This window comes from Stenotrophomonas sp. YJH_SMC_6 (assembly GCF_059371335.1).
The window spans coordinates 126692-140113 of record NZ_JCAFUM010000008.1 but is presented as its reverse complement, the minus strand read 5'-3'; the positions used below and the strand labels follow the sequence as shown (position 1 = coordinate 140113).

The window sequence follows — 13422 nt, the reverse complement described above, 5'->3', positions numbered from 1 at the left end:
GCTTTTCTTCTTTCCCCTGATCGAGCAACAAGGACGCCCCGATGAGTACTGCTGTGGATGCTGTCGAACGCACTGAAATCCTGATCATCGGCGCAGGCCCGGCCGGCTCCGTGGCCGCGGCGATGCTGCGCCAGCAGGGCCGACAGGTGCTGATGCTGGAGCGCCAGCAGTTCCCGCGCTTCTCCATCGGCGAAAGCCTGCTGCCGCAGAGCATGGAGTACATCGAAGCAGCCGGGCTGCTGCAGGATGTGGTCGAGGCCGGCTTCCAGTACAAGAACGGCGCGGCTTTCGTGCACGGTGAAGCGCGTACTGCCTTCGACTTCCGGAAGAAGTTCTCGCCGGGCTGGGGTACCACCTACCAGGTGCAGCGCGCCGACTTCGACAACGTGTTGGCACGCGGCGCCGAGCGCATGGGAACCATGCTGCGTTTCGGTGATGAAGTGCTGTCGGTCGAACCCGGTGAACAGCCTGCGGTGAGCGTGCGCCGCCCGGATGGCAGCGAATACCGCATCGAGGCCGATTTCATCCTCGACGCATCGGGCTTCGCGCGCCTGCTGCCGCGCCTGCTTCAGCTCGAATCGCCGTCCAATTTCCCGGTGCGCGGCGCGATCTTCTGCCACGTGCGCGACAACATTCCGGCCGAAGCCGACTTCGACCGCAACAAGATCCTGATCACCACCCATCCCGAACACATCGACGTCTGGTACTGGACGATTCCATTCTCCAACGGCTGCTGCTCGCTGGGCGTGGTCGCCGAGCCGTCGTTCTTCGAGCGCTACGAAGGCGACGACCTGCAGAAGCTGCAGGCCATCGTCGGCGAGGACCCCAACCTGACCCGCCTGCTGGCCAATGCCGAATGGGCGGTGCTGCCGGTGCGCCGCATCACGGGTTACTCGGCCAATGTCAGCTCGCTGTGGGGCCCCGGCTACGCGTTGCTGGGCAACGCCGGCGAGTTCCTCGACCCGGTGTTCTCGTCCGGTGTGACCATTGCCTTCAAGTCCGCGCAGCTGGCCAGCGAGTGCCTCAAGCGCCGTTATGCCGGCCAAACCGTCGACTGGGAAGCTGAATTCTCGATCCCGCTGCGCGCCGGCGTGAAGACCTTCCGCCGCTTCGTGGAAAGCTGGTACCAGGGCGGCTTCCAGAAGATCATCTACCACCCGCAGCAGCAGCCCGAAGTGCGCGACATGATCAGCTCCATCCTGGCCGGTTACGCCTGGGACACCAAGAATCCGTATGTGGCCGATGAAAGTGGTCGCCGCATGCGCGTGCTGGAGGAATTGTGCAGCGCCTGATCTTCCGTACTGCGGCCCTGCTGCTGTGCCTGCTGCTGGCCGCCTGTGCCGGGCGCATGCCCAAGCCCCAGGTGGAGCTGCCGCCGCTGCGGCTGTCGCCGGCCAGCCTGCCGGCGCCGCTGGCCCTGCAGCAGCAGCTGCATTTCCGCTTCGGCAGCCATGAGCGCGACCTCGACGCGCTGCTGGAGGCCGACGCGCAGCAGGTGCAGCTGGCGGTGCAGGCGATGGGCCAGACCGGCGTGCGCCTGCAGTGGGACGGCCAGCAGCTGACCCAGCAGCGCGCGCCGTGGCTGCCGCCGCAGGTACGTGCCGAGCGTGTGCTGGATGACCTGCAGTTCGCGCTCTGGCCGACCGCGGCCATCGCCGCCGCGCTGCCGGCCGACTGGCAGGTCAGCGACGACGGCCAGCAGCGCAGCCTGTCGCGCGATGGCACGGTGTGGCTGCAACTGCAGCGCCTGGACGATGGCAGCGTGCAGCTGGACAACCGTGCCGAAGGCTATGCGCTGCGCATCGAATCGATCGACATGGCCGGACAGGACCGATGAGTGCACCGATCTACCTGAACGACCTGGGCGTGGTCTGCGCGCTCGGCGATGGCCGCGCCGCTGTCGCGTCGGCGATGTTCGCCGACGTGCCGGGCGGGCTCAGTGACAACGACAGCCTGTTGCCGGGACGCACCCTGGCGCTGGGAGAAGTACGCACGCCACTGCCGGCGCTGGAGGAACTGCCGGTGGCCCTGCGCGGCCGCAACAACGCCCTGCTGGACGTGGCACTGGCGCAGATCGCTCCGGCGGTGGCCGCCGCGATCACCCGCCATGGCGCCGAGCGCGTGGCGGTGGTACTGGGCACCAGCACCTCGGGCATCGGTGAGTCCGAGCAGGCCCTGCGCACCCACGCCGAACAGGGCCAGTGGCCGCAGGGCTTCGATTACGCCCAGCAGGAAATGGGTACTGCCGCGCAGTTCGTGCGCCAGCGCAGCGGCGCTCAGGGGCCCGCGTGGACCTTGTCCACCGCCTGCTCGTCCAGTGCCAAGGCATTGATGTCGGCTGCACGCATGCTGCGAGCCGGTATCGTCGACGCCGTGATCGCAGGCGGCGCGGACTCGCTGTGCCGCTTCACCGTGGCCGGTTTCAGTGCGCTGGAATCGGTGTCGGCCCTGCGCTGCAATCCGTTCTCGCAGCACCGCGCCGGTATCAACATCGGCGAGGGCGCCGCGCTGTTCCTGCTCACCCGCGAGCCGGGCCCGGTGTGCCTGGCCGGGTGGGGCGAATCGGCCGACGCCCACCACATGTCCGCGCCGGACCCGCAGGGCCTGGGTGCCATCGATGCCCTGCAGCAGGCGCTGCAGCGCGCCGGCTGGGCGGCCGATGAAGTGGACTACGTGAACCTGCATGGCACCGCCACCGGGCACAACGATGCGATGGAAAGCCTGGCGGTTTCGCAGGTGCTGGGCAACGGCATTCGGGCCAGTTCGACCAAGCCCCTGACCGGCCATACGCTGGGTGCGTCAGGCGCGATCGAAGCTGCATTGTGCTGGATCGTGCTGGCCGAGAACCCGCAGCAGCAGCTGCCACCGCACTGGTGGGACGGCGTGGCAGACCCCGCGCTGCCGGCACTGCCGCTGGTCGCACCAGCTACCCGCCTGGCGCAGGCACCGCGGCGGGTGCTGAGCAATTCGTTCGCCTTCGGCGGCAGCAATGCCGTGCTGGCGCTGGAGCGTCGATGAACATGCTGTATGCAATTGAAGAGGTGGTACCGCACCGCCAGGACATGTGCCTGCTGGAGCGCATCACGCACTGGGACCAGGACACCATCGAGGCGGAACTGGTGGTGCCCGAGGCCGGCCTGTTCGTGGAAAACCACGAAGTGCCGGCCTGGGTGGGTATCGAATACATGGCACAGGCCATCGCGGCCTGGGCCGGCTGCCGTGCGCGTGCAGCGGGCAAGCCACCGCAGCTGGGCTTCCTGCTCGGCAGCCGCCGCTACAACAGCGCGCGCTGCAGCTTCCCCAGCGGCTCGCGGCTGCGCGTACAGGCGCGCTGCGAGCTGTTGGGTGACAATGGATTGGGGATGTTCGCCTGCCGCATCCTGGCGGGCGAGGACGAATGGGCTACAGCCAACGTGTCGGTGTTCGAACCGGCCGATGCGATGGCCTATCTGGAGAGTGGACAGGCATGACAGGGAATCGAAGCGTGCTGGTGACCGGCGCCAGCCGGGGCATCGGCCGGGCCATCGCGCTGCGCATCGCGCGCGATGGCTTCGACGTGGTGGTGCATTGCCGCAGCCGCCTGGATGAGGCACAGGCCGTGGTGGCCGAGATCCACGCGTTGGGCCAGCAGGCCCGCGTACTGATGTTCGACGTGGCCGACCGCGAGGCCGCACGCGCCGCGCTGGAGGCCGATGTCGAAGCGCACGGCGCGTACTACGGCGTGGTCTGCAATGCCGGCATCGCCCGCGACGGCGCCTTCCCGGCACTGTCGGCGGAGGATTGGGACCAGGTCATCCACACCAACCTGGATGGCTTCTACAACGTGCTGCATCCGCTGATCATGCCGATGGTGCGGCGGCGCAAGCCGGGCCGCATCGTCACCCTGTCGTCGGTGTCCGGACTGGCCGGCAACCGCGGGCAGGTCAATTACAGTGCCGCCAAGGCCGGGATCATCGGTGCCACCAAGGCCCTGGCGCTGGAACTGGCCAGCCGCCAGATCACCGTCAACTGCGTGGCCCCGGGCCTGATCGAGACCGAAATGCTCAACGATGAAGTGATCGAACACGCGCTCAAGCTGATTCCCGCCGGCCGCGTCGGCCGTCCCGACGAAGTGGCGGCCACGGTGGCGTTCCTGCTGTCCGAACCGGCCGGCTACATCACCCGCCAGGTGATCTCGGTGAACGGGGGCATGCTCTGATGGCCACCGATCGTCGCGTCGTGGTGACCGGTGCGTCCGCGATCAGTCCGCTCGGCCATGACTGGCCGACCATCGAGGCGCACCTGCGCAGCTGCCGCAACGCGGTGCGCGCGATGCCCGAGTGGGATGTCTATGCCGGGCTGAACACCAAGCTGGCTGCGCCGGCGCAGGACTTCGCGCTGCCGCCGAACTACAACCGCAAGACCACCCGCTCCATGGGCAAGGTCGCGATCATGTCGGTGCGTGCCACCGAAGTGGCGCTGCGCGAAGCCGGCCTGCACGAGCACCCGGTGCTGCGCAGCGGTCGCACCGGCGTGGCCTATGGTTCCTCGTCGGGCAGCCACGAAGCCACCGGCGAGTTCGGGCGCATGCTCAACGAGTTCACCACCGAAGGCATCAGCGCCACCACCTACCTGAAGATGATGAGCCATACCGCGCCGGTCAACATCGGCGTGTTCTTCGGCCTGTCCGGGCGTGTCTACACCACCTCCAGCGCCTGCACCTCGGGCAGCCAGGGCGTGGGCGCGGCCTATGAAGCGATCCGCAGCGGCAAGCAGACGGTGATGGTCGCCGGTGGTGCCGAGCAGCTCGATGCCACCGCCGCTGCGGTGTTCGACACCCTGTTCGCCACCAGCGTGCGCAACGACGCGCCGCAGACCACGCCGCGCCCGTTCGATGCCGGCCGCGATGGCCTGGTGCTGGGCGAGGGTGCCTGCACGCTGATCCTGGAAGACCTGGAGCACGCGCAGGCGCGCGGTGCCACCATTCTTGCCGAGGTGGTCGGCTACGGCACCAACAGCGACGGCCAGCACGTCACCCAGCCCAGCGCCGACACCATGGCCCAGGCCATGCGCCTGGCGCTGGAGGATGCGGGCCTGGAGGCGGCGCAGATCGACTACGTCAACGCCCACGGCACCGCCACCGATCACGGCGACATCGCCGAGACCCAGGCCACCGCGCAGGTGTTCGGCAGCCGCGTACCGATCAGCTCGCTGAAGAGCTACGTCGGCCACATGCTCGGTGCCTGCGGTGCGTTCGAGGCCTGGCTGAGCATCGAGATGATGCGTGCCGGCTGGTTCGCCCCCACGCTGAACCTGGCCGAGGTTGACCCGCGCTGCGGCCAGCTCGACTTCATCACCGGGCAGGGCCGCGAATTGCAGGCCGAGTACGTGATGAGCAACAACTTCGCCTTCGGCGGCATCAACACCTCGCTGGTGTTCCGCCGCTGGAGCGAATGATCCACCGTCCCATCCCGCCTTTTTCCTCAACCCACCCGCACCCCCGACAAGGAGATGTTCCGATGCGCCGCACCCTGATGATCGCCACGGCCACTGCACTGCTGGCCCTGACCTCCACCGCCTCCGCCCGCGACACCCGCGTTGAGCAGTCCCTGCAGGAGCTGATCACCTCGCAGGCCGCCCGGGACGCCGGCATCGACGGCAGCGTGCGCTTCTACCTGGCCGGCCAGCCGGTCAGCGTGCAGCAGCGCCTGGGCGAGGACGTGACCAACAAGAAGACCAACGCCGCCAACAAGAGTGATGCCGAGGCCTGCCGCTGGGTCGCGCTGTCGGCGCTGCGCGCGCTGCAGGACGGCGCCAAGTCGCGCGGTGCCAACGCGGTGGTCGACATCGTCAGCTACTACAAGAAGAACGAGTTCAAGAGCAGCACCAACTACGAATGCTATGCCGGTACGATCCTCGCTGGCGTGGCGCTGAAGGGCACCTACGCCAAGGTCAAGTAAGCGACCGCAGGGCAGCGGCGTTGCCTGAACGCCGCCGCCACATTGCTGAACCCCGTCGGGGAAACGCCGTCGATCACGCCGCCATCGTCGGCCGACGGCTTTCCCCGGTGTCGGCTTTCCGACACAATCATGGCTCTTCCCGGGTTATCGTCCCGCGGACATGCACGCCTACGTCTATAAAAGCCAACTCAAGCCTGACACCTACGTCTACGTTCCCCGACGCGATGATTTCAGCGCGCTGCCTGCGCCGCTGCTCACCTCGCTGGGTGCGCTCACCTTCGTCCTGGACGTGGCCCTGGATGCCCAGCGTCGCCTGGCCCAGGCCGACCCGGACAAGGTTCGCAGTGACATGAGCGAGCGCGGGTTCTACCTGCAGGTGCCGCCGTCGGTGGCCAGCCTGATGCCGCGCCACTATGACTGACGTCTCCCGTCCGCGCGCCCTGTCGATCGCCTTCGCCGTGGGCGCCTTGCTGGCACTGGGTGCTGCCGTGGGCGGCGTTGCCGGTGCCATCCTCGCCGCCCTGGCGCAACCGGCGTTCGCGCTGGGCGTATCGTGGTGGCGGCGCAGCCGTGCGCTGCTGCCGCTGAAGGTGGTTGCACGCCAGGACCTGCCGGCGCTGCTGGCGTTGTGGGCGGCCGCCCCGCTGTTGCTGGCGCTGCTGCTGGCCTGGCCGTTGGCGGCGCTGCGTGACAGCGGCAGCCTGGCCGCGGTGCTGGGCCTGAGCGTGCTGGTCAGTGCCGGCCTGCTGGCGGCCTGGCGCACCTGGCCGCTGTGGAACGACGTTGAACGCCTGGATGGCAGCCTGGCCCAGCATTGGCAGGCGCTGGCCGGACGCGACCTGACCGCCTGGCGCGGTCTCGGTGTCGCCGCGCTGGTGATCGCGCTGGCCGCGCTGGTGGTGCTGCCGGCCTGGCCGGGGCTGCTGCCGGAGAGCGCGCGCTGGCCCGCTGCGCTGGCCGTGGTGGTGTCTCCCGTGCTGCACCTGCTGCTGCAACGGGTCGCGCCGGCGCCGCTGGTGTCGTTGCGCCCCAGCCCGATGGCGACGTCCAGCGCAGAACACGAACCGATGTCCGCTGCCGCGGCCGAGACCGCGCCGCTGGAGGCGATGGCACCGCAGGAGCTGACCCCGGCCCTGTATGAAGCCGCCCGCCACGGCCGCATCGACCGCGGCCTGCAGCTGCTGCAGGCCGGCGCCGATCCGTATGCGCTGCCCGACCCGAACTGGCGCGACCAGCGCAGCCTGGCGGTGCTGGCGGCGGTGTTGCCGGACCTGCGCCTGCTGCGCGAACTGATTGCCCGCGGCGTTGACGTGAACGCGCCGCACCGGGGCATGACCCCGCTGCTGGCCGCCACCCGCGACAGCTGGCATGGCCGCCCCGAAGCCGTGATGACCCTGCTCGCCAACGGTGCCGATTCGCGTGCCACCGACAGCGATGGCAACACCCCGCTGCACCATGCCGCGCGCAGTTCCGACCCAGGCGTGGCCGCGCTGCTGCGCGATGCCGCCGCCGAAGTCGATGCGCTGAACAACGAGGGCTGGTCGCCGCTGGCCGTGGCCTGCCAGGTCGGCAACTGGCGCCTGGCCCGCTTCCTGCTCGAACGCGGTGCGCGCAGCGAACCGGCAGAGGGCACCCCGGTGCTGCTGGCCGCCGCCGCCACCGAAGACGACGATCCGGCTGGCGTGCAGCTGCTGCTCAAGCACAAGGCACGTGCCGACGCGCGTGATCGCCAGCGCCGCAGCGCGCTGCACGAGGCGGCGCTGGCCGGCCACGTTGAAATCATCGGCGTGCTGCTGGCCGCCGGTGCCAATCTGGAAGCACGCGATGCACTGGGACGTACGCCCTGGCTGGAAGCCGCCCGTGCCGGGCGCGCCGCGGTGGTCGAACACTTGCTGCCGCACAAGCCGGATCTGGTTGCCGTCGACGGCGAAGGGCGCAACGCAGTGCAGCTGGCCGTGATGGCAGAGGATGTCTCGCCGTTGCTGGTCAAGCGCCTGGTGGAGCTGGGCATCGCCGCCGACGCGACCGATCCGGTCGGTCGCCGTGCAGTGGACTACGCTGCCGAAGCCGGGCGCTGGGCGATTGTCGCCCTGCTGGATCCGTCCTATCCGTTGCCGGCCGCGGTCAGTGACGGCCTGGCCGAGCGTGGCGAAGCCGCCAGTGCCAGCGGCCTGCTGCCGGACCGCCCGCCGCTGACCCTGCTGCGCGAGGCGCTGGGCTTCGGCAACACCGAAGGCATGGCCGCGCTGGCCAAGCTGTGCCAGCCGGAAGAACTGGGCGGCCTGCTGCTCGACCCCGAGCTGGCGCTGGAGCCGCGCGCGGTGGATTGGCTGCTGGGCCACGGCGCCGATCCCTACGTGCGCGACGCCTGTTCCGATACGCCGATGTTCGCGTTGCTGTCGCGCGGAATCGATGCGGTGCCGGCGTTGCAGGTGATGTTGCAGCGTGGCTTGTCGCCGGCCGGACGCGGTGGCTTGGCGCGCTTCCTGGCGGCCTGTGCACAGCACGACCAGGCCGCCCGTGGCCTGGAACAGCTGGCGCTGGAATTGCTGGAGCGTGGCGCCGATCCGTTCGCGGCTTCGCCGGCCGGTGATCCGCCGTTGTCACTGGCGGTGCGCCTGGGCTGGCTGCGCCTGCAGCAGGCGCTGCTCAAGGCGGGCGTCGATCGTGAAGCGCGCGACAGCCATGGCATGACCGCATTGCATCTGGCCACCGCATTGGCCCGCGAAGGCGCGCTGAAGCTGCTGGTGCAGCACGGTGCCTCGCCGGAAGCACGCGCCGCCGATGGCCAGACGCCGCTGGGCGTGGCGCTGTCGATTGGTCGCCGCGATCTGGCCGACTGGCTGGACTGGCGGGTGTGGCCGTTGCCGCGTCGCACCCTGCGCGAGTCCGATCTGCCGGCCGCCGCAATGGCCGGTGACGTCGACGCGGTACGCCGCCTGATCGATCTGGGCTTCGCCGTCGATGCGGTTGATGCGCAGGGCTGCACCGCGCTGCTGCGCGCCGCCGGTGGTGGCCATCTGGCGGTGACCGACCTGTTGCTGGCGCGTGGCGCCGATCCGCAGCACGCAGCGGCCAGTGGTGCCACGCCGCTGTCGGCGGCGGTCAGCATGCGCCAAGTGGACATCGTCTCGGCCCTGCTCGACGCTGGCGCCAAGCTGGAACACCGCCTGCCGGGCGGCGTGACCGTGCTGATGCTGGCGTCCGCGCTGGGCTTGCCGGACATCGTTGCGCGCCTGCTCACCGCCGGTGCCGACGTGCACGCCGGTGACGCCCAGCAGCTGGGCCCTCTGCACTGTGCCGCGCTGTATGGCTTCAGTGCCCGCGACCGCTCGCGCCTGCTCGCCCTGCTCGACACCCTGCTGCTGGCCGGTGCCGAACCGGACCAGGCCGCGGCCGGTGCGGTCACGCCGCTGCTGCTGCTGCTGGGCGCACGCGCCGAGCCCGGCACCGCCTGCGACGAACAGGTGGTGATGGCCGCAGTGGAACGCCTGCTGGACGAAGACGTGAGCCTTGAGGTGCGTGATCCGCGCGGCTTCGGACCGCTGCACCTCGCGGCCCTGCACGGTCTGCCGCTGCTGGTGCAGCGCCTGCTGCGCGCTGGTGCCGATCCGGAGGCGCGCGACAGCCTCAACCGCAGCCCGCGCGAGATCGCGGTGATGCGTGGCTTCATCGACGTGGCCGGCGAGTTTGAACCGCGCGTGCCGGGTGTCTCGTCGATGGCGCGGTTCCTGCGCGACAACGGTTGAGCATCGGGGTCGGATCCCTTTCCCACGGAAAGGGCTCTGACCCCGGCATCGCGTCATCCACGCATGGCGTGGATCTACGGCCGGAATCCCCAGTGGGTAGTGCCGGCCGCTGACCGGCAATCTCCTGAAACCTTCGGGATCCCGAGGCTGCCGGCCAGCGGCCGGCACTACTGCAATCCGTGGTGGGTGCCGACCGTTGGTCGGCACGCCTACTTGCCGTCGCTTTCCGCGTCGGCCTCGAACAGATGCATCAGGTCGTTGCGTGCGTCGCGCGAGGTCTGGATCACCGCTGCCTCGTCGTCGTACACCAGGTACTGGTCGCGCAGCAGCTGCTCATCGTGCTCGCGGAAGCGCTGCACGTGGCGCTCGGCCACGTCCGGTGCCACGCCCAGCGCGGTCAGCACGCGGCCGCTCATCTCCAGGCTGGTGCCGAACACTTCGCGGAACGGCTCGGCCGACATGTCCATCAACCGCCACGCATGCTGACGGTTGCGTGCACGCGCCAGCACCGTCGCGTCCGGGTACAGCCGGCGCACCATGCGCACCGCGCGCAGGTTGGTTTCCGGGTCATCCACGGTGATCACGAACACATCGATGTGCTCGCCCCCGGCCGCGCGCAGCATCTCCGGCCGGGTCGGGTCGCCGTAATACAGCTGGTTGCCGAATCGGCGCAGGTCGGCCACGGTATCCGGGTTCGCCTCCAGCGCCACGAACGGCACCTTCTGCGCGGTCAGCAGGCGCGCAATCACCTGGCCGAAGCGGCCCATGCCGGCGATCAGCACCTTGGGCCGGTTGTCCGGCGCCACCTTGTCGGCCTCGGCCGGCTCGCGCGGAGTGGCTTTCTCCTGGCCGAGCAGTTTCAGCAGCGCGATCATCAACAGCGGCGTGATCGCCATCGACAGGCCGACGATCGCCACCAGCCGGTCGTGGTTGGCGTTGCCCAGCAGGTGCGCGCGCTGTGCCTCGTTGAACACCACGAAGGCGAACTCACCGCCCAGCCACAGGACGCTGCCCAGCAGCAGCGATTGCCGCGAGCTGAGCCGGGCGACACGTCCAACCGCGTAGAGCAGGCTGAACTTGACCACCAGCAGGATGCCGACACCTGCGGCGATCAGCCACGGCTCGGCGGCGATGCGGTCCAGGTCGATGCCCATGCCCACTGCGATGAAGAACAGGCCCAGCAGCAGCCCCTTGAACGGCTCGATCTGCGCTTCCAGCTCATGCCGGAACTCCGAATCGGACAGCAGCACGCCGGCCAGGAACGCGCCGAGGCTGGGGCTGAGGCCGGCTTCCTGCATGAACCAGGCGGTGCCCAGCACCACCAGCAGGGCGGTGGCAGTGAATACTTCCGGGCTGCGGGTGCGCGCGATGATGCTGAACACCTTGCGCAGCACCGGTCGTCCGCACAGGATCACCACCGCCAGCGCACCCAGCGCCACGGCCGCATCTTCCCAGCGCAGGGTCTCGTTCTTGACCCCGCCCAGCAGCGGGATGGCCGCCAGCAGCGGAATCGCGATCAGGTCCTGGAACAGCAGGATGGCAAAGCCCAACCGGCCGTGGTCGCTGTTGATCGCCTTGTGCTCGGACAGCAGCTGCAGGCCCACCGCCGTGGATGACAGCGCCAGCGCCACACCTACCACCAGCGCGCTCTTCCACTGGAAGTGGTCGAGCAGCAGCAGGCCGCCCAGCACCAGCCCGGACAGCGCCACCTGTGCCGCACCGGCGCCGAACACCGAGCGCCGCATCACCTTCAGGCGTGCCGGCGACAGCTCCAGGCCGATCACGAACAGCAGCATCACCACGCCGATCTCGGCGGCGCCGAGGATGCGGTCGGCGTCCTGCACGAAGCCCAGCCCGTCCGGGCCCAGCACCACACCGGCCGCCAGGTAGCCCAGCACCGCGCCGAAACCGAACTTCTTGAACACCGGCACGGCGATGACCGCTGCCAGCAGCAGCACCAGCGCCAGTTCCAGACCACCGCTATGCATGGGAATACCTGGTCATCGGGGGAGCCGCTGTGCGTCCGTTCGGGTTGGGAAAAGCGTGGCGAACACCACCGCGCCATTATGCGCGCCGGCCTGTGTACGCACGAGAACAACCTGCGGGCAGGGTGCTGCCGCGGCGGGACCGGGTTGACCTGCATGGTCCACGGGTCCAGACTGCCCGCCGCTGGCGGCGCGTCCGTCGGCACACGCATCCCGGAGTCCCCAACCCATGTCCAGCGACAGTAGAAGTCGACCTCGTTCGACGCCAGCGATGGCCACCGCCTGACATCGGGACGGTTTGCCTGCGTTGGCGTTGCGCGAGGTCGCACCCCCACAAGGCAAACCCGATGAACCAGAAGCAATTGCTGCGCCCGGTGGCCGATGCCGCCGCACTGGCCGCGCCGCTGGCGAACTTCAACACCGCCGATGCGGTGGAATTCCTCAACACGCTGGAACTGACCCGCGCCGCGGAAACGCTGGCTGCGCTGCCGTTGCCGCGTGCAGTGAAAATGCTGGAAGCGCCGGAACTGCACCGCAGCGGCGAACTGGTGGCTGCGCTGCCGCCGGCGCGCGCTGCCGCCCTGCTCGGCTTGATGGCCGACGACCGCGCCACCGACATCGTCCATGAGCTGGATGAGGAAGAACGCGCCCGGTTGATCCCGCTGCTGGGCACCGACGCCCGCCAGGCCATCCAGAAGCTGCTCAGCTACCCGCCGAACACCGCCGGCGCGCTGATGACCACCGAGTACGTGGCGGTACCCGCCAGCTGGACCGTGGCGCAGACCCTGCAGCACATCCGCCAGGTCGAGCGCACCCGTGAAACGGTGTACGCGATCTACGTGCTGGACCCGGCCAGCCAGCAGCTGCAGCAGGTGGTGACCATGCGCCGGCTGATCACCGGCCTGCCGGAGGAGTCGATCCTGGACGTGGCCCAGGTCAATCCACCGGTGACGGTGGACGCACTGATGGACCAGGAAGAAGTGGCACGGCTGATCCGTCGCCACGACCTGCTGGCGATCCCGGTGGTCGATGCGCAGCAGCAGATGCTCGGCATCGTCACCGTCGATGACGTACTGGATGCGCTGATCGAGGAATCCACCGAGGACGCGCACAAGTTTGGCGGCATGGAAGCACTGGACAAGCCGTACATGCAGATCGGCTTCTTTGAGATGCTGCGCAAGCGCGCCGGCTGGCTGAGCGTGCTGTTCCTGGGCGAGATGCTGACCGCCAGCGCGATGCAGCACTATGAGGACGAACTGGCGCGTGCGGTGGTGCTGACCCTGTTCATCCCACTGATCATGAGTTCGGGCGGCAACTCCGGTTCGCAGGCCACCTCGCTGCTGATCCGCAGCCTGGCGCTGCGCGAACTGCGCCTGCGCGACTGGTGGAAGGTGGCCCTGCGCGAAGTGCCCACCGGCATGGTGCTGGGCGCGATCCTCGGCTGCCTGGCCATCGTGCGCATCGTCATCTGGCAGCTGGGTGGCCTGCATGACTACGGCGAGCACTGGATCCTGCTGGCGATCACCATCGGTGCGGCGCTGGTCGGCATCGTCACGTTCGGCTCGCTGTCCGGATCGATGCTGCCGTTCATCCTGAAGCGGCTCGGCTTCGACCCGGCCAGTGCCTCGGCCCCGTTCGTGGCCACCCTTGTGGACGTGACCGGGCTGGTGATCTATTTCAGCATCGCCGCGATGATCCTGCACGGCACGCTGCTGTAACAGAAAAGGGGACGGAGGGGATTAAGTCGTT

General features: G+C 69.0%; 11 protein-coding genes. 10 read left to right on the top strand and 1 reads right to left on the bottom strand.

From position 1 onward, the window contains the following. The first annotated feature begins 41 nt into the window (after window positions 1–41). The 9 genes from AC5P9N_RS11040 to AC5P9N_RS11000 all read left to right on the top strand — a co-directional run bounded on the left by AC5P9N_RS11040 (window position 42) and on the right by AC5P9N_RS11000 (window position 9688). Window positions 42–1292 carry an NAD(P)/FAD-dependent oxidoreductase gene (locus tag AC5P9N_RS11040; RefSeq protein ID WP_099485140.1) on the top strand — a complete coding sequence of 417 codons (1251 nt, stop codon included), beginning with the start codon at window positions 42–44 and terminating at the stop codon, window positions 1290–1292. Further along, window positions 1280–1837: a DUF3261 domain-containing protein gene (locus AC5P9N_RS11035; RefSeq protein WP_005414865.1), complete on the top strand. Its 558-nt coding sequence runs from the start codon at window positions 1280–1282 to the stop codon at window positions 1835–1837. The genes AC5P9N_RS11040 and AC5P9N_RS11035 overlap by 13 nt, the downstream gene beginning before the upstream one ends. Further along, window positions 1834–3018 carry a beta-ketoacyl-[acyl-carrier-protein] synthase family protein gene (locus tag AC5P9N_RS11030; protein WP_005411598.1) on the top strand — a complete coding sequence of 395 codons (1185 nt, stop codon included), beginning with the start codon at window positions 1834–1836 and terminating at the stop codon, window positions 3016–3018. Before AC5P9N_RS11035 ends, AC5P9N_RS11030 begins: the two co-directional genes overlap by 4 nt. Further along, window positions 3015–3470 (top strand): hotdog family protein, encoded by a 456-nt coding sequence (locus AC5P9N_RS11025; protein WP_005411597.1) that lies wholly within the window; start codon window positions 3015–3017, stop codon window positions 3468–3470. The genes AC5P9N_RS11030 and AC5P9N_RS11025 overlap by 4 nt, the downstream gene beginning before the upstream one ends. Beyond that, window positions 3467–4198, top strand: a complete 732-nt coding sequence (locus AC5P9N_RS11020; RefSeq protein ID WP_005414863.1) for a 3-ketoacyl-ACP reductase FabG2 — start codon at window positions 3467–3469, stop codon at window positions 4196–4198. Before AC5P9N_RS11025 ends, AC5P9N_RS11020 begins: the two co-directional genes overlap by 4 nt. After that, window positions 4198–5436, top strand: coding sequence for a beta-ketoacyl-ACP synthase (locus tag AC5P9N_RS11015; RefSeq protein WP_005411595.1), 1239 nt, complete (start codon window positions 4198–4200; stop codon window positions 5434–5436). Before AC5P9N_RS11020 ends, AC5P9N_RS11015 begins: the two co-directional genes overlap by 1 nt. Before the next feature lie 62 nt (window positions 5437–5498). Further along, entirely contained in the window at window positions 5499–5939 is a 441-nt protein-coding gene (locus tag AC5P9N_RS11010) for a hypothetical protein (protein ID WP_043034448.1), read from the top strand. A gap of 160 nt (window positions 5940–6099) precedes the next feature. Continuing rightward, window positions 6100–6360: a YcgL domain-containing protein gene (locus tag AC5P9N_RS11005; RefSeq protein WP_005411593.1), complete on the top strand. Its 261-nt coding sequence runs from the start codon at window positions 6100–6102 to the stop codon at window positions 6358–6360. Continuing rightward, a complete protein-coding gene (locus AC5P9N_RS11000) occupies window positions 6353–9688 on the top strand; it encodes an ankyrin repeat domain-containing protein (RefSeq protein ID WP_043034450.1) in 3336 nt (1111 codons plus the stop codon). The genes AC5P9N_RS11005 and AC5P9N_RS11000 overlap by 8 nt, the downstream gene beginning before the upstream one ends. Window positions 9689–9897: 209 nt before the next feature. Here the strand turns inward: AC5P9N_RS11000 and AC5P9N_RS10995 are convergent, their stop codons facing one another. Then, complete coding sequence (locus AC5P9N_RS10995; protein WP_005411591.1) at window positions 9898–11676, bottom strand: monovalent cation:proton antiporter-2 (CPA2) family protein; 1779 nt, start codon at window positions 11674–11676, stop codon at window positions 9898–9900. 344 nt (window positions 11677–12020) lie between these two features. On the opposite strand from AC5P9N_RS10995, the gene mgtE reads away from it, so the two are divergent. Then, window positions 12021–13391, top strand: coding sequence for a magnesium transporter (mgtE, locus tag AC5P9N_RS10990; protein WP_005411590.1), 1371 nt, complete (start codon window positions 12021–12023; stop codon window positions 13389–13391). Window positions 13392–13422: the final 31 nt, after the last annotated feature.